Raw genomic sequence first — 24594 nt, forward strand, 5'->3', positions numbered from 1 at the left:
CTTACAGCATTCTCAGCCGCCCTGCGGCTGTCCTCGCCGGCCGACAATGCTAAGGTTCAGCCCTAGCTTTTGTACTTTTCCAAGGAAGCCTTCATGCCGGACACTCAGTCCCTCAACGCTGCATTCATGGTCGTTCAGAGCAACAGCCTGGATGAACTGCGCAGCCTTGTGATCAGCATCATGCGGCGCTATCCATTGGCCCCCCTGGAGAACGAAATCGCGCTCGTGCAGAGCAACGGCATCGCTCAATGGCTCAAGTTGGCACTGGCTGAGGATCCTGAAGAAGACGATTCAGGCGGCTGTGGTATCGCCGCCGCTATCGACGTGCAATTGCCGGGCAGTTTCATGTGGCAGCTGTACCGGATGGTTCTGGGGCGAGAGGAAATTCCAGCGAAGTCGTTGCTCGACAAGGCGCCGCTGACCTGGCGTCTGATGCGCCTGTTGCCACAGGTTATCAACCGTCAACATTTCGAACCGCTGCAACGCTTCCTCACCCATGACACCGATCTGCGCAAGCGCTACCAGTTGTCCGAACGTCTGGCAGACCTCTTCGACCAATACCAGGTTTACCGCGCAGATTGGCTTGAGGACTGGGCAGAGGGGCATCATCAACTCCGCAAGGTAAGAGGTGAAGCGAAACCGCTCTCACCGTCCAGTTGCTGGCAGGCAGAGTTGTGGCGTGCCCTGCTGGACGACGTAGGCGAGCAAGGCATGTCCCAAAGTCGGGCGGGCGTGCACCAGCGATTCATGGAGCGCATCAACAGTCTTGAGCACGCACCTGTCGGTCTTCCCCAGCGGGTCATCGTATTCGGAATTTCGTCGCTGCCTGCTCAGGTACTGGAGGCATTGGCCGGGCTATCCCGTTTCAGCCAGGTTTTGTTGTGCGTCCATAACCCCTGTCGTTATCACTGGGCCGATATCGTTGCCGACAAGGATCTCTTGCGTCACCAGTACAAGCGGCAGGCTCGAAAAAACGGCATGCCTGCAGTGCTGGATTCGGAAACGCTCCACCAACATGCTCACCCGCTACTCGCAGCGTGGGGCAAGCAAGGTCGTGATTACATCAGCCTTCTTGACAGCTACGACGAGCCTGACAGCTATCGCGCAGCATTTCGCAACGGACGCATCGATCTGTTCAGCGAAACCCAGCCGAACAACATGCTCAACCAATTACAGGACGACATTCTGGAACTGCGGCCGCTCAGCGAGACTCGAGCACTTTGGCCGGCAGTCGATCTGACTCAAGACAACTCGATCCGCTTTCACATTGCCCATAGCGCCCAGCGCGAAGTGGAAATTCTTCACGACCAGCTCCTGGCCCGTTTCAATGCCAACCCCCAATTACGCCCTCGCGATGTAATCGTGATGGTGCCTGACATCGATAGTTATGCGCCGCATATCCGAGCCGTATTCGGGCAGCTCGACCGTCAGGACCCACGTTTCATTCCTTTCACCATGGCCGATCAGGGGCAGCGAGGGCGGGATCCATTGCTGATCGCTGTCGAACATCTGCTCAAACTGCCGGACAGCCGTTTTCCCGTCAGTGAGATCCTCGACTTGCTCGACGTTCCTGCGTTACGCGCCAGGTTTGGTGTGCAGGAGCGAGACTTGCCGACCCTGCATCGGTGGATTGAAGGGGCCGGCGTACGTTGGGGCATCGATGCCGGACAACGTGCCGGACTGGGATTACCCGACCAACTGGAGCAAAACAGTTGGCGCTTCGGCTTGCGTCGGATGCTGCTCGGTTATGCCGTTGGCAGTTCCGGTGCCTGTGGAGATATCGAGCCTTACGATGAGATCGGTGGTCTCGATGCTGCATTGATCGGTCCGTTGGTGGCGTTGCTGGATGCACTGGAACTCTCGCATCAGCAACTGATGAAACCCGCGCAACCACAGGAGTGGGGACATCGGCTTCAGGCGTTGATGCAGCTGTTTTTCAAGCCCGAAGATGAGCATGACGACTACCTGCTGGCTCAGCTCGAGGAGTTGCGTGAAACCTGGCTGGAAACCTGCGAGGCCGTCGGTCTGCTGGAGGAACTGCCACTGACCGTCGTCCGTGAGGCCTGGCTGGCGGGGCTGGATCAGGGGCGTCTGTCGCAGCGCTTCCTGGCCGGAGCTGTGAACTTTTGTACGCTGATGCCAATGCGCGCGATCCCGTTCAAGCTGGTTTGCCTGTTGGGTATGAACGACGGCGATTATCCACGCGCTCAACCGCCGCTGGACTTCGATCTTATGGGCAGCGACTACCGGCCGGGGGATCGTTCCCGTCGGGAGGATGATCGCTATCTTCTGCTCGAAGCGCTCTTGTCCGCCCGTCATCAGCTCTACATCAGTTGGGTGGGCCGAAGCATTCGCGACAACAGTGAGCGGCCAGCCTCAGTGTTGATCGGCCAGTTGCGCGATCATCTCGCCAATGGATGGCGATCGGCTGAAGACAACGAGGATCTTCTGATTGCCATGACTCAAGAGCATCCATTGCAGCCATTCAGTTCGCGCTACTTCCATGAGGAAGACAAGCTGTTCAGCTACGCCAGCGAGTGGCAGGTGCTGCATCAACCTCACGAACAGAACGACGTAGCTACAATGCTTGCGCCCCATACCCAGGAAGAACCGTTGAGTCTGGAACTGCTGCAGGACTTTCTGCGCAATCCGGTCCGACATTTTTTCACTCAGCGACTCAAGGTTTACTTCGAAGCGGCGCAGGTACCTCAGGCTGACGAGGAGCCTTTTGTGCTGGATGCATTGCAGCGATACATGCTCAGCGACAGCTTGCTCGGGGCAGCCATGAGGCTCCCGGACAACGTAGATAAGGCGCTCGAGTCTCAGGCCCGACGCCTCCAAAACAGCGGACTGTTGCCCATGGCCGGATTCGGTGAATGCCTTCAGCGAGAGCTGATCGAGCCTTTGCCTGACTTGTTGCAACGCTATCAACAACTGTTGGCGTTATGGCCAACCCCCCTGACCAACGCGCTACCGATCAATTTTGAATGGCAGGAACTGCGCCTTGAAGGATGGCTGGGAGGTTTGCACCGACGCGCCGATGGCGGCGTACTCTCGGTCACAACAATCCCCAACAGCATTGGCTCGATCAAGAACCGCAAATGGCATCGCCTGACCAAGCCCTGGGTCAGCCATCTTGTCGCGTGTGCCAGTGGCCTTTCCCTAACGACCGCAATGGTAGCCAGCGATGACACGCTCCTTCTGGAACCTCTGGAACAGACTCGAGCGGGACGAATTCTTGAGGATCTGCTCCTCGCTTGGCAGACGGGCATGCGCCAGCCACTGCCGGTCGCGGTGAAAACAGCTTTCGCATGGCTGGGGCAGACAGATCCGGTCAAGGCTGAAGCGGCTGCCCGCAAAGCCTATGAGGGTGATGGTCAGACCAACGAAGGCGAACGTCGCGAAAGTCCGGCTCTGACCCGACAATTCGCCGACTTCGATGCACTGCAGGCGGATGAAACCTTCTCCGGTTGGTGTGATGCACTGTATCGCCCTTTGCTTGAGGCGCCGTGGTGCTCATGGACTCATGAGGAGGCAGGCGCATGAGCAACCAACAGCCTCTCGCGCTGGCATTCCCGTTAAGGGGCAGTCAACTGATTGAGGCCAGTGCGGGCACTGGCAAGACGTTCACCATTTCGGCTTTATATCTGCGATTGATCCTCGGCCACGGAGGCGAGGGGAGTGGTTTCGGTCGTGAGCTGTTACCCCCGCAGATTCTCGTGGTGACCTTCACCGACGCGGCGACCAAAGAACTGCGCGAACGTATACGTACACGTCTGGCCGAGGCCGCCCGTTTCTTCCGTGACGAGACGCCTCCCCCTGATGCGCTGATCGATGAATTGCGTGCACAGTTCGATCCGCAACAATGGCCCGGTTGCGCCAATCGCCTGGATATCGCCGCGCAATGGATGGACGAAGCCGCTGTTTCGACGATCCACAGCTGGTGTCAGCGAATGCTGCGCGAGCATGCATTCGACAGCGGCAGTCTGTTTACCCAGACCCTGGAAACCGATCACAGCGACCTGCTCGGCGAAGTCTTGCGCGATTACTGGCGGCTGTTCTGCTATCCGATGCAGGGCGATGCCTTGAACTGGGTTCGCAGTCATTGGGCAGGCCCGGCGGCCTTGTTGCCGCGTGTGCGTGGGCTGTTTGGCACCGAGCGCGAAGGGGATTCAGACAAGACACCATCCGAACTGATCGAAGAATGCCTGCAGGAACGCCGTGCGGCATTGGTTGAGTTGAAGGGACCATGGCGGCAGTGGGCCGATGAGCTACTCGCCATCTGCCATCAGGGCGTCGCCAACAAAACCGTGGACGGGCGCAAGATGCAGGCCCGCTATTTCGAGCCCTGGTTCGAAAAGCTCAAGGCCTGGGCCGAGGACGAGGCGCTCGAACAACTGGATATCGGTACCGGGTTCGCCCGGCTCACGCCGGATGGCATGGCTGAAGCCTGGAAAGGCGAGCCGCCGAGTCACCCGGGCCTGGATGCAATGCCGGTGCTCAAGTCGAGCCTGGACAATTTGCCGACGCCCGATGCGGCTGTGCTGCAGCATGCTGCCAAATGGGTCGGTGCCCGCTTTGAAGACGAGAAGCGCCGTCGGGCCGAAATGGGTTTCGACGACATGCTGTTGCGTCTGGATGCGGCCTTGCAGTCCGACGGTGGGGAACGTCTCGCCACGCTCATCCGCGAGCAGTTCCCGGTCGCCCTGATCGATGAGTTCCAGGACACGGACCCGGTGCAGTACCGGATCTTCGAAAGTATTTATCGCATTGAAGAGGATAACCCCGAGACCGGGCTATTCCTGATCGGCGATCCGAAGCAGGCGATCTATGCCTTCCGTGGCGCGGACATCTACACCTATCTGCGAGCCCGGCAGGCCACAACCGGGCGCCTGCATACACTGGGCACCAATTTCCGTTCCAGTCACGGGATGGTCAGTGCGGTCAACCATGTGTTCGAACGTGCGGAGTCCCGTGAGCAAGGGCGCGGAGCATTTCTGTTCCGAGAGAAAAACGGCGTTAACCCGGTGCCGTTCCAGCCTGTGCAGGCTCAGGGGCGTAAAGAACATTTGCAAGTATCCGGGCAGGACGTACCGGCGCTGAACATCTGGCATTTATCCACGGACAAGCCACTGTCCGGGGCGGTCTATCGCCAGCAGTTGGCGGCAGCCTGCGCCAGTGAGATCACGACCCTGCTCAATGGCGGCCAAACCGGTCGCACCGGGTTTGTGCAGGAGGGCAAGGATTGGCGCGGGCTGCGACCAGCGGACATAGCGATCCTGGTGCGCGATGGTAAAGAGGCGCAGGCGATACGCGGTGAACTTGCAGCGCGCGGAGTCCGCAGCGTTTATCTGTCGGACAAGGACTCGGTGTTTGCCGCTCAGGAAGCCCATGATCTGCTGTCATGGCTCAAGGCATGCGCCGAGCCGGATGTCGAACGCTCCCTGAAAGCCGCGCTGGCGTGCATCACCCTGAATCTGCCACTGGCTGAGCTGGAGCGTCTTAATCAGGACGAACTGGCCTGGGAAACCCGGGTCATGCAGTTCCGTGGTTATCGTGAGCTCTGGCGCAAGCAAGGGGTGCTGCCGATGCTGCGGCGCCTGCTGCACGACTTTCAATTACCGCAGATGCTCATCGCCCGCAGTGATGGCGAGCGGGTGCTGACCAACCTTTTGCACCTGTCGGAGTTGTTGCAACAGGCTGCGTCGGAGCTCGATGGCGAGCAGGCACTGATCCGTCATCTGGCCGAGCATCTGGCGCTGTCCGGCCAGGCAGGCGAAGAACAGATCCTGCGTCTTGAGAGCGACGAACAACTGGTCAAGGTCGTGACCATTCACAAGTCCAAGGGGCTTGAATACCCGTTGGTGTTTCTGCCTTTCATCTGTTCGGCCAAACCTGTGGATGGCAGTCGGTTGCCGCTGCATTATCACGATGAGTCCGGCGAGGCCCGCATCAGTCTGAAACCCGACGCCGAACTGATCGCCCTGGCGGACAACGAGCGCCTGGCAGAGGACCTTCGGTTGCTCTACGTCGCGCTGACCCGCGCACAACATGCGTGCTGGCTCGGAGTGACGGATCTCAAACGCGGCAATCACAGCAGTTCGGTGTTGCACCTTTCTGCGCTGGGCTATCTGTTGGGTGGCGGCGCAATGTTGAATGAGTCCAGCGGATTGGCTCGTTGGCTGAGCGATCTTCAACAGGATTGTCCGGCGCTGAGCGTTGTTGAAATGCCGGAGGCTACCGGCGAGGAGTATCAGCCCCCGCGTAACGAGGCCACGCTACGTGCCACCCTTTTACCGGCTCGCAAGGCCAGCGAGAACTGGTGGATCGCTTCGTACAGCGCCTTGCGCATCAGTGATGTGCTGAGCGTCGGCAACGATGAAGCTCCCGACAGTCCGCAAGCGCAAAAGCTGTTTGACGACGAACGCCTCGATCCCGAAGCTCCACGCGAGATCATCGCCGGCGGGGCTGACATTCACCGTTTCCCCCGTGGACCGAATCCTGGAACGTTTCTTCACGGTTTGCTGGAGTGGGCGGGGGAGGAAGGGTTCGCGGTGACTCGCGAGTCGCTGGACGACGCGATTGCCAGGCGTTGCAATCGGCGGGGCTGGGAAGGCTGGATCACCACCCTCGGTGACTGGTTGCAACACTTGCTCAAACTGCCACTGCCTGTGGGCCTCGACCAACCGCCAGTGGTGCTCGAGCAATTGAAGCAATATCGGGTCGAGATGGAATTCTGGTTCGCCAGCCACAAAGTCGACGTGCTCAAGCTTGACGAGCAGGTGCGACAGTTCACCCACAACGGTGTTGCCCGGGTCGGTGCGGAGGCGGTGCAGCTCAATGGCATGTTCAAAGGCTTTATCGACCTGACGTTCGAGCATGAAGGTCGTTACTACGTGGCCGATTACAAATCCAACTGGCTGGGTGTCGATGACGCTGCGTATACCGAACGCGCCATGGAACAGTCGATTCTCGACAACCGGTACGACCTGCAATACGTGCTGTATCTGTTGGCTCTGCATCGTCAGCTCAAGGCGCGGCTTGTCGACTACGACTACGACCGGCATATCGGCGGCGCGTTGTATCTGTTCCTGCGCGGGACGCGCGCCCCTGGCGGTGGCGTCTACTTCGCGCGACCACCACGGGAGCTGATCGAGCGCCTGGACTTCATGTTCCAGGGCAAACCGCAACCCAAGGCCGAGCCCGCGTGGGAACAGGGAGTACTGCTATGAGCCGGACATTCACCGACCTGCTGCCAACGCCACTGACCGCCGAAAAACTCGCGCAACTGACGCCCCTGACGCGTGCCGATGATCTACTGCTGTTGCTGACCCAATGGGTCGAGCGTGGCTGGTTGCGGGCACTGGACAAAGCCTTCGTGGCCTTTCTTCATGAGTTGGCACCCGATATCGATCCGCTGGTATTGCTCGCCGCCGCATTGACCAGTCACCAGCTCGGCCATGGTCATGTCTGCCTGGATCTGTTCGAAACCCTCAAGGCGCCGGATTTTGCTCTGTCCCTGCCGCCGGAGGGTGATGCACAACCCGGCGTGTTGCTGCTGCCATCGCAACTGCTGGATACCCTCGACGGAGCGCACTGGTGCAAGGTGCTGGCGGGCAGTTCTCTGGTGGCGCTGGGCGCCGACGAAGGCGCGTCGGCTCGGGAGCGCCCGCTGGTGTTGTCCGGCAAACGCTTGTACTTGCGGCGCTATTGGGCCTACGAGCGGCGTATCGACAACGCATTGCGTCAGCGCCTCGCGGAGCAGGAAGCGACACCACCCGATCTCGCACGCCGGCTGGACACACTGTTCGATCCGGCCCAGCGCGCAGATGTCATCGACTGGCAGAAACTCGCCTGCGCCCTGGCCACCCGAAGTGCCTTCAGCATCATCACCGGCGGTCCGGGCACCGGCAAAACGACAACGGTGGTCCGTCTACTGGCGCTGCTCCAGGCACCTGCGGTCGAGGCGCGTCAACCATTGCGAATTCGGCTCGCGGCGCCTACCGGGAAAGCCGCGGCGCGGTTGACCGAGTCCATCAGTCAGCAGGTGCAATCGCTGAAGGTCGCTGACAGCGTCCGGGAAAAAATCCCGACCGAGGTGACCACGGTGCACCGCCTGCTGGGCAGCCGTCCCGGCACTCGGCATTTTCGCCATCATGCCGCTAACCGTCTGCCCCTGGACGTGCTGGTGGTCGATGAAGCGTCGATGATCGACCTGGAAATGATGGCCAACCTGCTCGATGCCTTGCCGCCTCATGCCCGGTTGGTGTTGTTGGGCGACAAGGATCAACTGGCCTCGGTGGAGGCTGGTGCAGTGCTGGGGGATTTGTGTCGCGATGCCGAAGCGGGTTGGTACAGTCCGCAGACCCTCCAGTGGTTGGAAAGTGTAAGCGGCGAATCCCTGCAGGAAAGCGGCTTGCACGAAGGCTCTGACGGTTCGCACCCGCTGGCCCAGCAGGTGGTGATGCTGCGTCACTCGCGGCGTTTCGGCGAGGGCAGCGGCATCGGCCAGCTGGCGCGACGGGTGAATCAGCAACTTCCGATTGAGGCTCGGCAGTTGCTGGAAGCCAATGCTCATGGCGATGTGTTTTCGTTGCCGCTTCAAAACGAACACGACCGGAAACTCGAGCACCTGGTACTCGATGGTCACGGCGAAGGCCCCCACGGTTATCGACACTATCTGAGCGTTTTGCGCGATCGACGCCCTGCGAGTGGTACGCCGCTTGAGCATCCAGGCTGGGTCGATTGGGCGCGTGACGTCCTGCAGGCCTTCGATACCTTCCAGTTGTTGTGCGCAGTGCGCAAAGGGCCGTGGGGTGTCGAGGGGCTGAACCAGCGCATCACTGACGCGTTGCTCAAGGCGCGGCTGATCGAGAGCGACCAGCAATGGTACGAAGGTCGGCCGGTGCTGATGACTCGAAACGACTACGGTCTGGGGCTGATGAACGGTGATATCGGCATCGCCCTGAAATTGCCCGAGCGCGATGGACCGGATGCCGGTAAGTCCGTGTTGCGAGTGGCGTTCCCGCGTAATGACGGGCGCGGCGGTGTTCGCTTCGTGCTGCCGAGCCGGCTCAACGATGTCGAGACCGTCTTTGCGATGACTGTGCACAAGTCTCAGGGCTCGGAGTTCGCCCATACCGCGCTGATACTGCCGGACGCCCTGAATCCCGTGTTGACCAAGGAACTGATCTACACCGGAATTACCCGGGCCAAGGACTGGTTCACCTTGATTGAACCCCGCAGTGGCGTATTCGAGGAGGCAGTACAACGTAAGGTGAAGCGTTTGAGCGGGCTGATGCTGGAACTGGAAGAAGGGACTACGCCTCGAGGATGAAGGGGCTTTCGATTACTGCCGATCTTTGACCGGCCGGTCAGGGGCGCTGTATCGCTGGCGTTCCAACGCTGTGCTATCGTTGCGGCATCATTTCGTAACGATCCAAGAGAATCCTTGCATGAAGGTGGCTGTCTGGGCGACAGAGCGCGTAGTTGGCTGCAAGTGGGCATTGCTTGCCGGTGTGCTCTTTTGGTTCACGGGTGTGGCCGCTGCCCAGACTCAGACCCCGGTGGGCATGGCCGAACAGCGGGCCAAATCCGTCACCCAGGTTGTCCTCGGCATCCTCAGTTATGCGCGCTGGCCGGTAGAGCCGGCGCAGTTGCGTCTGTGCATCGTCGGCCCGACCGAGTACACCGACGACCTGGTCAAGGGCACGACTCAGGCCACGGGGCGTCCGGTCATCGTGCGTCGACTGTTGGCCGACAACCCGGCCCTCGTCAGCGAGTGCGACGCGGTCTACATCGGCAAACTCACGACCGACGAACGCAGCCGGCTGTTCGCGTCTCTGATCGGCCATCCGGTGCTGAGCATCAGCGAAGGCGGTGATCAGTGCACGGTCGGCAGCCTGTTCTGCCTGCGGGTCGGCGATGAACAAGTGTCGTTCGAGGTCAATCTCGACTCCGTCGCCCGCAGTGGCGTGCGCATCCATCCCAGCGTGCTGCAGTTGTCGCGCCGCAAACCGGCGGTGCCATGAGACGCGACAAATCCACAGAGCGTCCGACCCTGGGCTCGGTCATCGGCCGTGGCAACCTGATTGTGGCGCTGGTTGCCGTGGCAATGGCCAGTGTGTCGCTGACGCTGCTTGGGGTGCTGGCACTGCGGGTCTACGCCGATCACAACCTGCATTTGATCGCCCGCTCGATCAGTTACACGGTGGAAGCCGCCGTGGTGTTCAACGACAAGGCCGCCGCGACCGAAGCGCTGGCATTGATCGCCTCGACCGAAGAAGTGGCCGATGCCCAGGTGCTGGACACTCAGGGTCAATTGATCGCGCGCTGGCAGCGTCCGGAGAACGGCCTGTTTTCCGAATTGGAGATGCAGGTCGCGCGGGCCATTCTGGAAAAACCCATTAGCCTGCCGATCCTGCACCAGGATCGAGAGATCGGTCGCATCTTGTTGATCGGCCACGGCGGCAGCCTGATGCGCTTTCTGTTGAGCGGGCTGGCGGGGATCATTCTCTGCACGGCGATCAGTGCCTGGGTCGCGCTCTTTCTGGCGCGACTGCAGTTGCGCAGGATCATCGGCCCGTTGCACAGCCTGGCGGCAGTGGCGCATGCCGCCCGAAGTGAGCGGGCGCTGGACCGACGCGTACCTCGGGCGAAGATTGCCGAACTGGATAACCTCGGCAATGACTTCAATGCCTTGCTCGATGAGCTCGAAGACTGGCAAACCCACCTGCAAAGCGAGAACGAAACCCTCGCCCACCAGGCCAGCCACGACAGCCTCACCGGATTGCCGAACCGGGCCTTTTTCGAAGGCCGCCTGATCCGTGCGCTACGCAACGCTCACAAACTGAACGAGCGCGTGGCGGTGCTGTTTCTCGACAGCGACCGATTCAAGAACATCAACGACAGCTTCGGTCATGCCGCCGGCGACGCAGTGCTGGTGGCGGTGGCCAATCGGGTGCGGGCGCAGCTGCGTGAGGAAGATCTTGTCGCGCGTCTGGGCGGTGATGAGTTTGCAGTCCTGCTGACGCCCTTGCACAAGACCGAAGACGCCGAGCGCATTGCCGACAAGATCCTCGCCAGCATGGACACCCCGATTGCGCTTCCGGGCGACAGCAGTGTCGTGACGTCGCTCAGTATCGGCATCGCCGTTTACCCCGATCATGGCGCCACGCCCGGCACCTTGCTCGATGCGGCAGATGCCGCGATGTATCAAGCCAAGCGCTTGTCGCGCGGCGCCCAATTCACGGCCGGGTCGGAGCACCCGGTCGATCCCGTTCAAACCAGGAGCTGATGCCGTGTTCTCACTTTCCATTCGACTGTTTTCCACCCTGTTGCTGACGGCCATGCTGGCCTTGACCGGTTGCCAGACCGCCCCACAAAAAGGCCTGACGCCGGCTCAGGTCGCTGTCCTCAAGCAACAAGGCTTCGAGTTGACCGATGACGGCTGGGAGTTCGGCCTGTCGGGCAAAGTGTTGTTTGGCAGCGATGTCGAAAGCCTGAACCAGCAAAGTACCGAAATCGTCGAGCGTATCGGCAAGGCGCTGCTGGGGGTCGGTATCGAACGGGTGCGGGTCGATGGTCACACCGACGCTTCGGGCAAGGAAACCTATAACCAGCAGCTGTCACTGCGTCGCGCGAAAAGCGTCGGCAAAGTGCTGACCTCGGTCGGCATGAAGGAAGAGAACATCCAGTTGCAAGGCCTCGGCAGCCGCGAACCGGTCGCTTCCAACGACACCGCAGCCGGCCGCACCGAAAACCGCCGGGTGTCGATCGTGGTCAGCGCCGATTAATCGGCGAACTGCATTTCGCGGGTCTCACCCATCAACAGACCCTGATTGCGCTCGGTCACCTCGCGGATGTAATCCCACAACAGGGTGATCCGCTTGAGCTTTCGCAGATCCTCCCGGCAGTACATCCAGAACTGCCGGGTGATGTCGATTTCCTCCGGCAACACCGGTAGCAGACGCGGATCCTGAGCCGCGAGGAAGCACGGCAGAATCGCCAGCGAACGTCCCTGCTGCGCCGCCACGAATTGGGCGATCACGCTGGTGCTGCGCAAATGAGCGTTGGCGCCGGGCAACACGTTCGCCAGATACAGCAGCTCCGAGCTGAACGCCAGGTCATCCACGTAACTGATGAATTGATGCTTGCCCAGATCGGCGGGGCGGCGGATCGGTGGGTGTTTGTCCAGGTAATCCTGGGTCGCGTAGAGCTGCAAGCGGTAGTCGCAGAGTTTGCAGCACACGTACGGTCCGTGTTCCGGGCGTTCGAGGGCGATGACAATGTCGGCCTCGCGCTTGGACAGGCTGATGAAGTGCGGCAGCGGCAGGATGTCCACGGAGATTGCCGGGTAAGCGTCGACAAAGTGGCTCAGTTGCGGGGTGATGAAGAAGCTGCCGAATCCTTCCGTGCAGCCCATCCGCACATGCCCGGACAGCGCGACGCCGGAGCCGGACACCTGCTCGCAGGCCATGTGCAGCGTGCTTTCAATCGACTCGGCATAACTCAGCAGACGCTGGCCTTCGGCAGTCAGCACGAAACCGCTGGTGCGCGACTTTTCGAACAGCAAAGTGCCGAGCGCCGCTTCCAGCGAACTGATCCGCCGCGACACGGTGGTGTAGTCCACCGCCAGGCGTTTGGCTGCCGTGCTGGCCTTGCGGGTACGGGCGACTTCGAGGAAAAACTTGAGGTCGTCCCAGTTCAGCGAGCCTAGAGAGGTGATGTTTTTTTGCATGATGGACGGGCTTATATGTGCGTTCTTATTAGAAGTTTGCACATCTATACTCCAAAAACAGTCCGACAACCAATTCGTGACACACGCCTCATCTCAAGGCGGATCTTTCGCCTTGGCTCCCAAGATAAAAACAATTTCCGGAGACCAGCATGAACGCATCGCTTACGCCCAACGAAACCACGATCCAGAAGGTCAAGCTGCTGATCGACGGCGAGTGGGTCGAGTCGCAGTCCACTGAGTGGCACGACATCGTCAACCCGGCGACCCAGCAGGTTCTGGCCAGGGTTCCGTTCGCCACCGCCGCTGAAGTCGACGCCGCCGTCAGCGCCGCCCAGCGCGCCTTCCAGACCTGGAAGCTGACCCCGATCGGCGCGCGCATGCGCATCATGCTCAAGCTGCAAGCGTTGATCCGCGAGCATTCCAAACGCATCGCCGTGGTGCTGAGCGCCGAGCAGGGCAAGACCATTGCCGACGCCGAGGGCGACATTTTCCGGGGGCTGGAAGTGGTCGAACACGCCTGCTCCATCGGCAGCCTGCAAATGGGCGAGTTCGCCGAGAACGTCGCCGGCGGCGTCGACACCTACACCCTGCGCCAGCCGATCGGCGTCTGCGCCGGGATCACGCCGTTCAACTTCCCGGCGATGATTCCGCTGTGGATGTTCCCGATGGCCATCGCCTGCGGCAACACCTTTGTACTCAAGCCATCCGAACAGGATCCTCTGTCGACCATGCTGCTGGTGGAGCTGGCGATCGAAGCCGGCATTCCGGCCGGTGTATTGAACGTCGTGCACGGTGGCAAGGACGTGGTCGATGGCCTGTGCACCCACAAAGACATCAAGGCCGTTTCGTTCGTCGGTTCGACCGCCGTCGGCACCCACGTTTATGACCTGGCCGGTAAACACGGCAAGCGCGTGCAATCGATGATGGGCGCGAAGAACCACGCGGTGGTGCTGCCGGATGCCAATCGCGAGCAAGCGCTCAATGCACTGGTCGGCGCCGGTTTCGGTGCGGCCGGTCAGCGTTGCATGGCCACCTCGGTGGTGGTGCTGGTGGGGGCGGCCAAACAGTGGCTGCCGGATCTGAAAGCGCTGGCGCAGAAACTCAAGGTCAACGCCGGCAGCGAGCCGGGCACCGATGTCGGTCCGGTCATTTCGAAGAAGGCCAAGGCGCGGATTCTCGACCTGATCGAAAGCGGTATCAAAGAAGGCGCCAAACTCGAGCTGGACGGTCGCGACATCAGCGTGCCGGGCTACGAGAACGGCAACTTCGTCGGCCCGACCCTGTTCTCCGGGGTGACCACCGACATGCAGATCTACACCCAGGAAATCTTCGGCCCGGTGCTGGTGGTGCTGGAAGTCGACACCCTCGATCAGGCCATTGCGCTGGTCAACGCCAACCCGTTCGGCAACGGCACAGGCCTGTTCACCCAGAGCGGCGCGGCGGCGCGTAAATTCCAGACTGAAATCGACGTCGGCCAGGTCGGCATCAACATCCCGATTCCGGTGCCGGTACCGTTCTTCAGCTTCACCGGTTCGCGCGGTTCGAAACTTGGCGACCTCGGCCCGTACGGCAAGCAAGTGGTGCAGTTCTACACCCAGACCAAAACGGTTACGGCGCGCTGGTTCGATGACGACAGCGTCAACGACGGCGTGAACACCACCATCAACCTGCGCTGAGGAATGGCCATGAAAATCGCATTTATCGGTTTGGGCAACATGGGCGCGCCAATGGCGCGCAACCTGATCAAGGCCGGGCATTCGCTGAATCTGGTGGACCTGAACAAGACCGTGCTGGCGGAACTCGAGCAACTGGGCGGCACCATTCGCGCTTCGGCTCGCGAAGCCGCTGAAGATGCAGAACTGGTGATCACCATGCTGCCTGCCGCGGTGCATGTCCGTAGCGTCTGGCTTGGTGAAGACGGTGTTCTCGCGGGGATCGGCAAAGGCGTGCCGGCAGTGGATTGCAGCACCATCGATCCGCAGACTGCGCGCGATGTGGCGGCCGCGGCTGCCAAACAAGGCGTGGCCATGGCCGATGCACCGGTGTCCGGTGGTACCGGCGGCGCCACGGCGGGGACGCTGACCTTCATGGTCGGCGCCACTCCTGAACTGTTCGCCACCCTGCAACCGGTGCTGGCGCAGATGGGCCGCAACATCGTGCATTGCGGTGAGGTCGGTACCGGCCAGATCGCCAAGATCTGCAACAACCTGTTGCTCGCCATTTCGATGGTCGGCGTCAGCGAAGCGATGGCGCTGGGCGATGCGCTGGGGATCGACACCACGGTGCTCGCCGGAATCATCAACAGCTCGACCGGTCGTTGCTGGAGTTCGGAAATGTACAACCCGTGGCCGGGCATCGTCGAAACGGCGCCGGCCTCGCGCGGCTATACCGGTGGCTTCGGCGCCGAGCTGATGCTCAAGGATCTGGGGCTGGCCACCGAGGCGGCACGTCAGGCCCATCAGCCAGTCATGCTGGGCGCGGTGGCGCAGCAGTTGTATCAGGCGATGAGTCAGCGCGGGGAAGGGGGCAAGGACTTCTCGGCGATCATCAACAGCTATCGCAAGCCGCAGTAATCGTCGTCAGATCCAATGCAGTAGGTGTTGCCGGGAAATCACGTCGGGTGGTTTCCCGGCCTTTTTGTATCAGGCGAACACAAAATATTTGCGCACGGTCTCGACCACTTCCCAAGTGCCTTTCATGCCCGGCTCGACCACGAAGATGTCGCCGGCGCGCAGGTGGATTGGCTCCATGCCGTCCGGGGTAATCACGCAGTAGCCTTCCTGGAAATGGCAGTACTCCCACTTCACGTAATCGACCCGCCACTTGCCCGGCGTGCAGATCCAGGTGCCCATGATCTTGCTGCCGTCTTCGCTGGTGTAGGCGTTGAGGTTGACGGTGTGCGGGTCGCCCTCGAGCTTTTCCCATTTGCAGGCGTCGAGTACGGGCAGCGGGTGGGTGTCGCGCAAAACGGTGATAGGTGCGGTCATTGGTGAGTTCCAGAATGGGCCTTTGAGCGGAAGCTGCACCCTATAGCGCCGGGTACTTTGCCAATTGTCTGGGCTCGACATTCAGTTGCTCATAAACGCAACAACGATTTGCACTGAACGGTTAATCAATAACCCTTGGAACATTAATCAAAGCAATGTACTGATCTGGAACAAGGGTTATGAACTTATAACAAAATTACTTGCTTTAATTTCGCAGGTGATACGCCAGCGAAGTCATCGCTAAGTTGCTTTCCATAGTTGGGCTGAGCGCGGCGGGGCGCTCCATCCTACCCAGACATTGTTAAGTAAATATGTCGCTCCGACCCATCGTCCGCACCAATCGAGTGCAGCATTTACGGGCGTGTGCACGTCCGTCTCAGATCAAATAAAAAACTTTGAACAGCTCGTTGACTCTCCCCTTAAGGGCAGAGTTTAGATTTCCGCCGCGCGAGAAGTTGCTGTAGGAAAAGTTACTTCTCGTATGCGGAAAATATGAGTCAGCCACGACATATAGGGAGATAGAAATGAACAATCCATTGGACTTGGAACAGGTCATTGGCAGCACCCGCGCCATTCTCGCGCAGTTGCTAGTAATGAGCGCCGATGAAATCGATGAGCACAGCAGCATCGTCGAAGATCTGGGGGCGGATTCGCTGGACATCGTCGACCTCAGCTTCCAGCTGGGCCGCCAGTATGGTTGCACCTTGCCCAAGACCAGCGTGCTGGACCATGCGGTGGCTGTCTGCGGGGATGCCAGCGAGTTTCTGGCCAACGGCCGGATCACTGAAAACGGCAAGGCCTTGCTGGAGCAAAGCCTGAGCGCCTACGCACCGGACCAGCTCAAGGCCGGCATGCAGCCGGCGCAGGTGTTCGCGGCCACCACAGTTCTCAACTGGGCGCAGCAATGTCGCAATCTGTTCAATTACCTGCCATCGAGCTGCCCTGACTGCAACGCCCATCAAGCCATGCTCAACGAGCGTCAGCAAGTGGTCTGCGGCGCCTGCAGCGCACGCCTGGTGCCGGCCGATGGCGACGAAGTCTCCCGTCAACTGGTCGAGCAGTTTGTGGCCACTCACGTCAAAGAGACGGTGTAGGAGCTCACATGCGGGCACGAGAAGTCTATGTGAGCGGGTTCGGCCTGGTGGCGCCCATGGCGCTGGACGCTGCCACGTTGTTCGAGCGCATCTGCCGGAAACAATCCTGTGTCCGCGAACATCCCCGGTTCCAGGCGTTGGGGTTTCGCAACAGTGCGGCCGGGTTTATCGATGACGCGCAGTGGCAGAAGATCGCGGCTGGATTCGGTGGCAATGCAGCGCTGCACCCGCGTCAGAGCGTGCTGGCCGAGTACGTCGCGCGTCAGGCGTTGCGGCACGCCGGTCTGACTCCGGCCGACTTTGCCCACAGCCGCAGCGGCCTGTTCCTGGGGGCCAATAAATACTGTGCCGACAGTCACGATCTGCAGCGGGTCAGTCGATGCATGGATGACGCGGGGCGAGTCGATCTGGATCGCCTGCTCGACCATCCGGCACCGCCGAGCGCTGCGTTCGTGCGTCGGGTTGATCAACAGACCCAGCACCTGGCGGACTGGCTCGGTATACGCGACTGCATCTCGACCCATTCCGACGCTTGTGCCGCCGGCACCATGGCCATCGGCAGCGCCTACCGGGCGATCGAGCGCGGTGAGGTGGATCTGGCGATTTGCGGTGCCGTGGAGCTGATGGCCAACGAGCTGCCTTATTACATGTTCAACAGCCTTGGCGCGCTGTGCCAGGCCGACCTGCCGGCAGGCGAGCAGAGCCGTCCCTTCATGCCGGATCGCAGTGGTTTTGTGCTCAGCGAAGGCGCGGCCCTGGTGATTCTCGAATCCGCCGAGCATGCCCGACGACGCAAGGCCAGGCCATTGGGACGAGTGTTGGGCTACGCCAATGTCTGCGAAGCCCAGAAGATGACCTCCAGCAGCCGGGATGGCAGCAAGTACGAGGAATGCATGGACGCTGCAATCGAAGATGCCGGGCTGCTGCGCAGTGCCGTGCAACACGTCAATACCCACGGGACTTCCACCCAGGCCAACGACAGTTGCGAGGCCCTGGCCCTGCAACGGCTGTTTGGCGAATGTCAGGACTTCATGACCTTCACCGCCAACAAGTCGGCCATGGGTCACTCTCTGGCGGGCAGCGGCGCCATTGAAGCCGTGCTGTCGCTGATGACGTTGCGCGACGGTGTGTTGTTGCCGACCTTGAACTATGAACCTGAGCGCGCCGAGTACCCTTCATTGAAGTTCCTCAGCGAGCCTGTGCGCCAGCCGATCAACGTGGTGATGTCCAACTCCTTCGGATTCGGCGGCGTCAACAGTTCGCTGGTTCTGGGGAGGGCATGACATGAACAGAGCCCTCTACATCAACGCGGCTGCCGTGCTCAATGCCGCCGGCAGCGAATGCGCCGACCTGCTCGCGACACCGCCGGTGCCACAACCGCTGGCCTTCGACCCGCAACGTAACGCCCTGGCGTTGCCCGCCCCGCGCCTGGCCAGCGATCTGTTTGATCGCAAGATCCAACGCAGCGTCGAGCCGCAGGGGTTGCGTCTGCTGCATTGCGCCGCACGCCTGGCGCCCGCGCTGGCGTCGCTGCAACTGCCTGCTGCGCGCATTGCCCTGACTGCCGCCATTCCGGAAGTGGACGCGCCAAGTCCGTGCTGGGATGCAGTGCAGGCGATCCTCGAACAGCCGCACAAACAGCTGTCGCAACTGTTGGCCAACACCCCGCCATTGCATGCGTTGACGCTACTCAACAGCAGTGTGATGGCTTACGTGGCCGAGGCGCTGAATTGCCATGGCCCGATGGGCGGCTTCTGCTCCCAGGACAATGCCGGGCTCGATGCGTTGATCGAGGCCTGCCAGCAAATTGCCGAACAACACGCCGATGCGGCGCTGGTGGTCAGCAGCAGTCCGAACCTGACACCGGCCCTGTACCTGCGCGAGCCCGCTTTGGCGGACGAGCCGGTTTACGGTGAAGGCGCTGCGGCGCTGTTGCTCAGTTCGACACCGGCGCAGGACGCTACGCAGATCTTGCGTGTCGCCGGGTTTGCCCGAGGTTACAGCGCCGATCCGCAGCGCACGCTGGCCGTCGGCAAACGCGTGATCGAACGTGCCCTGAGCGAGGAAAAGCTGTGTATGGGTGACGTTGCCAAGGTGGTGGCCAATCCCGCCGACCAGCAACTGATGAGCCTGTTTGAATCGACGCCACAACACCTGCGCAATGTCAGTGCAATGACCGGCGAACTGGGCGCCAGCGGATTGCTGACCGAGGTCGCCATGGCTTTGCACCGCAGTCGCGAAGCAGGTGCTGTGCCTGGTTACACCTTGCTCGTCAGTCATGGTCGCGCCGGTCACTGGGGCGCATTGCTGTTGGCCAGTGAAACCCTGGAGAAGTACGCATGAGTGCGACACGGATTGTGATCACCGGAATGGGCGCGGTAACCGGATTCGGTTTCGAATGGCAGACCCTCTGGGAAAAAATGCTCGGCGCCGAACACTGCGTGCGCCCCTGGCAGCCGCAAGACCTGCAGGAAAATGAATTTCCGGTTCGCTACGCGGCGCCCGTGGACATGACGTTGTTACCCGGGCATTTGCAGAACCACCCGGCCTGGACGCTGCCCCTGGAAAAACGCAGTCGCTTTGGCTGGGTGGCTGCCACCCAGGCCGTCGCCGACAGCGGGTTGAACCCCGAGCAGTTGCGCGAGGCTGCCGTGCTGTGTGCCTCCGGGGCACCGCAACACATGCTCGCCGACATGCTCCTGACCCAGGCGCCGGACGGCGATGCACCGGACTGGCGACACCTGATGGCGCGAGCAACAGAAGTCAGCGCCGAGGGTTCCTTGCGTCAGGCCAACGACCGTCTGGCGCGAGTGATTGCCGACGACCTCGGTTGTGAAGGCCCGGTGATCAATATCAGTAGCGCCTGTGCCGGCGCATCCCAGGCGATCGGCAATGCGTTCCAGATGATTCGTCGCGGCGAAGTGAATGTTGCCGTGGCCGGTGGTGCCGACTCGGTGCTCAACCTCGACACCATGGCCGCTTTGTACCTGCTGGGCGCAGCCTCGGGCGAGCAGCGCTGGGGCGCTGATCTGTGCCGGCCGTTCGATCGTGACCGCAGCGGTCTGATCGCCGGCGAAGGCGGCGGGTTTGTCGTATTGGAAAGTCTTGAGCATGCCCTGGCGCGAGGGGCGACCCCGTATGCCGAAGTGCTCGGTTACGGCAGCAGCCTGGATGCCTACAAGGTCACCGCACCGCAGCCAGAGGGCCGGGGCGCCGCGCTGGCCATGCAAGCGGCGCTGGACGATGCGGGGTTGCAGCCGCAGCAGATTGACCTGATCAATGCCCACGGCACCTCGACGCCCCTCAATGATGTTGCCGAGACCCTGGCCATCAAGCAGGTGTTTGCTCAGCACAAGCATTATCAGACGCTGGCGGTCAGTGCCAACAAGTCGCAATTCGGTCACCTGATCGCGGCGGCCGGGGCGCCGGAGTGCATTGTCACTGCGCTGGCCTGTCTGAACGATCTGGTCACACCCACCGTGAACCTGCACGAGGCCGATGAACGCTGTGATCTGGATTATTGCGCCGGTCAGGCCGTCAGCCGTCGTGTCGATTACGCCCTCAGCAACTCCTTTGGCTTTGGCGGCCTGAACACCTCGCTGGCCCTTGGCAAATATCGGGAGCACGGACAATGACTAGCGCTACTGCACGCATTGCCATCGCTGGCAGCGGTTGTGTGTTGCCCACGGGTTGGGGCGTCGAGGGTTTCTGGGCGGCGGCCCGGGAAGGTCGCAGTGCGATCGCTGCGCTGCAAACAAAGCTGTTTCACAGTGAACGCATCACCGCATTCGGACAGATCGATGACGCCACGCACCAACGCAGTCGCCAGGACGTTGCGCAAAACCTGCAGCGTTACTGCCCACCGGCGGTGATCTGGGGCGTCAGCGCAGTGCGTCAGGCGCTGGCCGAGGCCGGCGTCGAACCCGGTCAGGACGGTTTGCGTTATGGCCTCTATTGCTGTCAGGGCGGGTATACCCATCCGTCGGTGGCTTCCTATGGGGAACTGCTTCAGGAGTGCCGCACCGACAGCGCAGCCGACATGAACCGCCTCGCCCGTCAAGTGTTGCAGGAGCGTGCGCTCGATCCGTTTTTGGTGCTCAAGAGTCTGAGTAACGGCTTGCTCGGCGTGGTCAGTCTGGCCTTGAAGCTGGAGTGCGAGTGCAACGCCTATATGCAAGGCGTGGCCGGCAATCTGGCGGCATTGCGTCAGGCGCACAGTGCCTTGCAGAGTGGGCGCATCGACGTGGCCATCGTGGTCGGGGCCGGCAGTGAACTTGACCCGCTGGCGCTGGCCGCGCTCGCCGAGGCCGGTGTGATCGGTACCGACGGTTCCCGGCAGATGCTCGCCTTCGACCGAAAGGGTTCGGGCGGCATTGCCGGCGAAGGCGCCGCTGCGCTGGTGCTGCGGCGGGCCGCGGATCTGCCGCCGGAACCGCAAACCTGCCTGACGGCGCTGTTCGCGCACCCGCGTCTGGACGCTCTGAGCCTGCCGGACAAACAGGTCGATTTGCTGATCAGCAGTGCCACCGGCACTGCGCAAAAGGACGCCGATCTGGCCCGCACCCTGGCCCGTACCGGCGCCGCACACATCACCAGCGGCACGGCGCTGACCGGCATCCTCAGCGGTGCGCCGAGCCTGGTCGACCTGATCCTCGCCCGCCAGATGCTGCAGGCCCAAAGCATCGCGCCGATTGCCGGGCTGACGCAGCCGGTGGATACGCATCTGCCGTTTGTGTCGGGCGAACCACGGGATGCCGTTCTGCACGATTGCCTGGTGATCAACCGCGACGACAACGGCTTCAGCGCCTGTTACCAACTCGACTTGCAGGCGGACGACTGACCGCTTCAAGGCAATACATCGCTTCTGAATTTTTACTCAAGGGATATGACTGTCATGGATTACCGCGATTACGTTCGGCCAAAATTCGTTGAACTGATGCAGGCCCTGGGCCTGGAGTGCCAGTTCCATCGGGCGCAGGGCAGCAAACTGTTCTACCGCGACAAGCAGGGTGACGAAGTGACCGTGACCGATTTTCTCGGTGGCTACGGTGCCGCGCTGTACGGTCACAACGATCCGCAATTCGTCGATCAGCTGTGCGGCCTGCTGCGCGCCGATGTGCCGTTCAACGCGCAAATGTCGGTGCGTGGCGCGGCGGGGCAGTTGGGGCGCGAACTCAGCGAAGCGTTCAACCGTGAGCTGAACAACACCGAGCGCTACATTTCCACGTTCTCCAACAGTGGCGCCGAGTCGGTGGAAATCGCCGTCAAGCATGCCGAGTACCGTCGTCAGAAAAACCTGCAGAAGCAGTTCGACGAACATGATTTCGAACTGGCGAATCTGGTGGCCAGTGACAAGGCCTATGTCGAGTTGGAAATCGACGATCTCGATCTGCCGGCCGGTCTGTTGCCGCCGCACCTGACCAGCGTGACCGTGCGTCAGGTGGCCGATGCGGTGCGTCAGCACAACCTCGCGCAACTGCATGTCGAGCCGGTCTTCCTCGCGGTGCGAGGCAGCTTCCACGGCAAACTGGTGAACACCGTTCAACTGACTTACGGCAAGCAATACCGCAAGCCGTTTGCCCGTTTCGGGCTCAACGTCGAATTCATCGATCCGGATCAACCGCAGCAGTTGCAAGAGCTGCCGGCCCGCCATCAGCATCACTGGCTGAGTCTGGCGTGGAGTGGCGAAACCCTGCACGTGCGCCGTGAAGCGTTCAGCGCAATCACTGCCGTGCTGCTGGAACCGATTCAGGGCGAGGGCGGGATCAACGAGTTTGCCAAAGAGTTCTACCTGGGCCTGCGTCGTCTGTGCAACGAGCAGCAATGCCCGCTGGTCATCGACGAAGTGCAGTCGGGTTTCGGCCGCACCGGCACCTTGCTCGGCGCCACCCATTTCAACCTGCAGGGCGACTACTACTGCCTGTCCAAGGCACTGGGCGGCGGCTTGATGAAAATCGCCGCCACCGTGATTCGCGCCAGTCATTACGAAAACGATTTCAGCTACATCCACAGCTCGACCTTCGCTGAAGACGATGCGTCGTGCCACATCGCGCTGTCGGCCCTGCGCCGCTTGTTCGAGAACGACAGCGCCATGCTCAAGGATGTGAACAAGAAGGGCGAGTACCTCAAGACTTCGCTGCTGGAGCTCAAGGCGGCCTATCCGGACGTGATCGCCGATGTGCGCGGACGCGGCCTGCTGCTGGGCTTCGAACTGCATGACCTGACCGGTACCAGTTCGCTGGTCCAGGCGTCGGCGCAGTACAACGAAGCGCTGGGCTACATCATTGCCGGCTATCTGTTGCAGTTCGAGTCGTTGCGTGTGGCGCCGTCGGGCAGCAACGCCAATGTGATTCGCCTGGAACCCCCGGTGTGCATCACCTTCCAGGAAATCGATGGCCTGATCGCTTCGCTGCAAAAAGTCTGCGACATGCTGCGTCGCCGCGATGCCTTCCCGCTGGCCGCCGGTGTGTGTGCCGACAGCATTGCCCAGGTTCCGGCGCGCGATGTCAGCTTCACGGAGACCGAAAGCCTCCCAAAGCCTGACGAGAACGTGCGCGTGGTAGCACGCGTGGCGTTCATCAACCACCTGATCGATGCGGACATGCTCAGTGATGTCGACCCATCGCTGTCGACCCTGAGCCCGGAGCAGAAGCGCGAGTTCATCAAACGCATGGCCCCCGAGCGCCGCGCGGCGCCTATCGGCCCGGTGCAGATCCGCTCGAAACTCGGCACGGCGGTGGAGTTCACCCTCTATCCGCTGTGCATGGATTCCGATGCGATGGCGGCTTACATCGCCAGCGGCGATCTGGAAACCATCCGCGAGGAAGTCGGCAATCGCATCAAGGATGCCCGCGCCGACGGCTATGGCGTGGCCGGCCTGGGCATGTACACCTCGATCGTCACCAACAACTGTCAGGCGCTGAAAATCCCTGACATGGCGCTGACCTCGGGCAACGCGCTGACCATCGGCATGGGCCTGGAAGCGATCGAGCAGGGCTGCAAACAGCAAGGTCTGGAACTGAGCCGGCAGACCGCTGCGGTGGTCGGTGCTGCCGGCAACATTGCTTCGACCTACGCTTCGCTGTTGTCGACCCGTGTCGAGCACCTGATCCTGATCGGCAGTGGTCGCGACGGCTCGCTGCGACGCCTGGAGAAAACCGCTCAGCAGATTTACGCCGAAGCCGCCCGGGCCATTCTCAAGGGGGTTGCCGAGCATGATCGTCTCGCCAGTCGCCTGCAGCAGCTGCGGGGTATCGACGCCCTGCTGCAAGCCCATGGCAACAGTGCCGATCTGGGTCAGCGTGTGGCGCAACTGGTCGATGAGCAACTGGGAAGCGACGCGTTCATCACCGTCAGCAACGACCTGGATACCTTGAAGCAAGCGCGCATCGTGCTGTGTGCGGCGAATGCACCGCAGGCGTTTCTCGGTGCCGGACACTTTGCCGAGAACAGCGTGATCTGCGACATCGCCGTTCCGCTGAACGTGGACCAGAACCTGGCCGGTCAGCGCTCCGATGTGCTGTACATGCACGGCGGGATTGTCCAGACGCCGCTGGGCGATGGCCTGGCCCCCAACGTTCGCGCCTACCTCAAGCAAGGTCAGTTGTATGCCTGCATGGCGGAGTCGGTACTGATGGGGCTGTCGGGCATGAAACAGCACTACTCCTACGGCGACATCAGCCGTGAGCAAGTGCAGCAGATCCGTGCACTGGCCGCGACCCACGGGTTCAGCCTCGCGCAGTTCAAAACCGATAACTCGCTGTAAGGAACGGTC

Annotated in this window: 16 protein-coding genes; 14 read left to right on the forward strand and 2 right to left on the reverse strand. The window is 61.3% G+C overall.

Annotation, left to right across the window (positions count from 1 at the left end; genetic code table 11):
* The first annotated feature begins 93 nt into the window (after positions 1 to 93).
* The 6 genes from recC (at position 94) to yfiB (ending at position 11795) form a co-directional block, all read left to right on the forward strand.
* Positions 94 to 3546 (forward strand): exodeoxyribonuclease V subunit gamma, encoded by a 3453-nt coding sequence (recC, locus tag AC1MDC_RS23120; RefSeq protein ID WP_480393739.1) that lies wholly within the window; start codon positions 94 to 96, stop codon positions 3544 to 3546.
* Positions 3543 to 7232 carry an exodeoxyribonuclease V subunit beta gene (recB, locus tag AC1MDC_RS23125; protein ID WP_085702392.1) on the forward strand — a complete coding sequence of 1230 codons (3690 nt, stop codon included), beginning with the start codon at positions 3543 to 3545 and terminating at the stop codon, positions 7230 to 7232. The genes recC and recB overlap by 4 nt, the downstream gene beginning before the upstream one ends.
* Positions 7229 to 9337: an exodeoxyribonuclease V subunit alpha gene (gene recD / locus AC1MDC_RS23130; protein ID WP_480393740.1), complete on the forward strand. Its 2109-nt coding sequence runs from the start codon at positions 7229 to 7231 to the stop codon at positions 9335 to 9337. Before recB ends, recD begins: the two co-directional genes overlap by 4 nt.
* A 118-nt stretch (positions 9338 to 9455) precedes the next feature.
* Positions 9456 to 10031 (forward strand): regulatory sequestration protein YfiR, encoded by a 576-nt coding sequence (gene yfiR, locus AC1MDC_RS23135; protein ID WP_085701332.1) that lies wholly within the window; start codon positions 9456 to 9458, stop codon positions 10029 to 10031.
* Positions 10028 to 11296: a diguanylate cyclase DgcN/YfiN gene (gene dgcN, locus AC1MDC_RS23140; RefSeq protein ID WP_085701333.1), complete on the forward strand. Its 1269-nt coding sequence runs from the start codon at positions 10028 to 10030 to the stop codon at positions 11294 to 11296. The genes yfiR and dgcN overlap by 4 nt, the downstream gene beginning before the upstream one ends.
* A 4-nt stretch (positions 11297 to 11300) precedes the next feature.
* Entirely contained in the window at positions 11301 to 11795 is a 495-nt protein-coding gene (gene yfiB / locus AC1MDC_RS23145; protein ID WP_085685477.1) for an outer membrane lipoprotein YfiB, read from the forward strand.
* On the opposite strand, the gene AC1MDC_RS23150 is transcribed toward yfiB, so the two are convergent.
* On the reverse strand, positions 11792 to 12739 hold the full coding sequence (locus AC1MDC_RS23150; RefSeq protein WP_480393741.1) for a LysR family transcriptional regulator: 948 nt from the start codon (positions 12737 to 12739) through the stop codon (positions 11792 to 11794). The two genes, yfiB and AC1MDC_RS23150, sit on opposite strands and share 4 nt — an antisense overlap.
* A gap of 149 nt (positions 12740 to 12888) precedes the next feature.
* Between AC1MDC_RS23150 and AC1MDC_RS23155 the strand changes: the two genes are divergently transcribed.
* Positions 12889 to 14415, forward strand: coding sequence for a CoA-acylating methylmalonate-semialdehyde dehydrogenase (locus tag AC1MDC_RS23155; protein WP_085701335.1), 1527 nt, complete (start codon positions 12889 to 12891; stop codon positions 14413 to 14415).
* A gap of 9 nt (positions 14416 to 14424) precedes the next feature.
* A complete protein-coding gene (mmsB, locus tag AC1MDC_RS23160) occupies positions 14425 to 15312 on the forward strand; it encodes a 3-hydroxyisobutyrate dehydrogenase (protein WP_227234377.1) in 888 nt (295 codons plus the stop codon).
* Between the two features lie 69 nt (positions 15313 to 15381).
* On the opposite strand, the gene AC1MDC_RS23165 is transcribed toward mmsB, so the two are convergent.
* Positions 15382 to 15726: a cupin domain-containing protein gene (locus AC1MDC_RS23165; protein ID WP_039592382.1), complete on the reverse strand. Its 345-nt coding sequence runs from the start codon at positions 15724 to 15726 to the stop codon at positions 15382 to 15384.
* Positions 15727 to 16250: 524 nt separating this feature from the next.
* Between AC1MDC_RS23165 and AC1MDC_RS23170 the strand changes: the two genes are divergently transcribed.
* Genes AC1MDC_RS23170 through AC1MDC_RS23195 form a run of 6 tightly spaced genes read left to right on the forward strand, consistent with a single transcriptional unit; the run spans position 16251 to position 24585 of the window.
* Complete coding sequence (locus AC1MDC_RS23170; protein ID WP_480393742.1) at positions 16251 to 16820, forward strand: acyl carrier protein; 570 nt, start codon at positions 16251 to 16253, stop codon at positions 16818 to 16820.
* 8 nt (positions 16821 to 16828) lie between these two features.
* Positions 16829 to 18103 (forward strand): beta-ketoacyl-[acyl-carrier-protein] synthase family protein, encoded by a 1275-nt coding sequence (locus tag AC1MDC_RS23175; protein ID WP_480393743.1) that lies wholly within the window; start codon positions 16829 to 16831, stop codon positions 18101 to 18103.
* A 1-nt stretch (position 18104) separates the two neighbouring features.
* Positions 18105 to 19163 carry a beta-ketoacyl synthase gene (locus AC1MDC_RS23180; RefSeq protein WP_480393744.1) on the forward strand — a complete coding sequence of 353 codons (1059 nt, stop codon included), beginning with the start codon at positions 18105 to 18107 and terminating at the stop codon, positions 19161 to 19163.
* A complete protein-coding gene (locus tag AC1MDC_RS23185; RefSeq protein WP_480393745.1) occupies positions 19160 to 20455 on the forward strand; it encodes a beta-ketoacyl-[acyl-carrier-protein] synthase family protein in 1296 nt (431 codons plus the stop codon). Before AC1MDC_RS23180 ends, AC1MDC_RS23185 begins: the two co-directional genes overlap by 4 nt.
* The gene (locus AC1MDC_RS23190) at positions 20452 to 21660 is read left to right on the forward strand and encodes a beta-ketoacyl synthase N-terminal-like domain-containing protein (RefSeq protein ID WP_480393746.1); all 1209 of its coding nucleotides are present in this window, start codon (positions 20452 to 20454) and stop codon (positions 21658 to 21660) included. Before AC1MDC_RS23185 ends, AC1MDC_RS23190 begins: the two co-directional genes overlap by 4 nt.
* Positions 21661 to 21714: 54 nt before the next feature.
* Positions 21715 to 24585, forward strand: a complete 2871-nt coding sequence (locus AC1MDC_RS23195; RefSeq protein WP_480393747.1) for an aminotransferase class III-fold pyridoxal phosphate-dependent enzyme — start codon at positions 21715 to 21717, stop codon at positions 24583 to 24585.
* Positions 24586 to 24594 lie beyond the last annotated feature (9 nt).

The organism is Pseudomonas sp. 1 (assembly GCF_056626735.1).

Bases quoted from the DNA above. Each gene is read 5' to 3' on its own strand.
- AC1MDC_RS23190 (WP_480393746.1), top strand. From the start codon at position 20,452: ATGACTAGCGCTACTGCACGCATTGCCATCGCTGGCAGCGGTTGTGTG.
- AC1MDC_RS23170 (WP_480393742.1), top strand. From the start codon at position 16,251: ATGAACAATCCATTGGACTTGGAACAGGTCATTGGCAGCACCCGCGCC.
- recC (WP_480393739.1), top strand. From the start codon at position 94: ATGCCGGACACTCAGTCCCTCAACGCTGCATTCATGGTCGTTCAGAGC.
- recD (WP_480393740.1), top strand. From the start codon at position 7,229: ATGAGCCGGACATTCACCGACCTGCTGCCAACGCCACTGACCGCCGAA.
- dgcN (WP_085701333.1), top strand. From the start codon at position 10,028: ATGAGACGCGACAAATCCACAGAGCGTCCGACCCTGGGCTCGGTCATC.
- AC1MDC_RS23180 (WP_480393744.1), top strand. From the start codon at position 18,105: ATGAACAGAGCCCTCTACATCAACGCGGCTGCCGTGCTCAATGCCGCC.
- AC1MDC_RS23165 (WP_039592382.1), bottom strand. From the start codon at position 15,726: ATGACCGCACCTATCACCGTTTTGCGCGACACCCACCCGCTGCCCGTA.
- AC1MDC_RS23185 (WP_480393745.1), top strand. From the start codon at position 19,160: ATGAGTGCGACACGGATTGTGATCACCGGAATGGGCGCGGTAACCGGA.
- recB (WP_085702392.1), top strand. From the start codon at position 3,543: ATGAGCAACCAACAGCCTCTCGCGCTGGCATTCCCGTTAAGGGGCAGT.
- AC1MDC_RS23155 (WP_085701335.1), top strand. From the start codon at position 12,889: ATGAACGCATCGCTTACGCCCAACGAAACCACGATCCAGAAGGTCAAG.
- AC1MDC_RS23150 (WP_480393741.1), bottom strand. From the start codon at position 12,739: ATGCAAAAAAACATCACCTCTCTAGGCTCGCTGAACTGGGACGACCTC.
- mmsB (WP_227234377.1), top strand. From the start codon at position 14,425: ATGAAAATCGCATTTATCGGTTTGGGCAACATGGGCGCGCCAATGGCG.
- AC1MDC_RS23195 (WP_480393747.1), top strand. From the start codon at position 21,715: ATGGATTACCGCGATTACGTTCGGCCAAAATTCGTTGAACTGATGCAG.
- yfiR (WP_085701332.1), top strand. From the start codon at position 9,456: ATGAAGGTGGCTGTCTGGGCGACAGAGCGCGTAGTTGGCTGCAAGTGG.
- AC1MDC_RS23175 (WP_480393743.1), top strand. From the start codon at position 16,829: ATGCGGGCACGAGAAGTCTATGTGAGCGGGTTCGGCCTGGTGGCGCCC.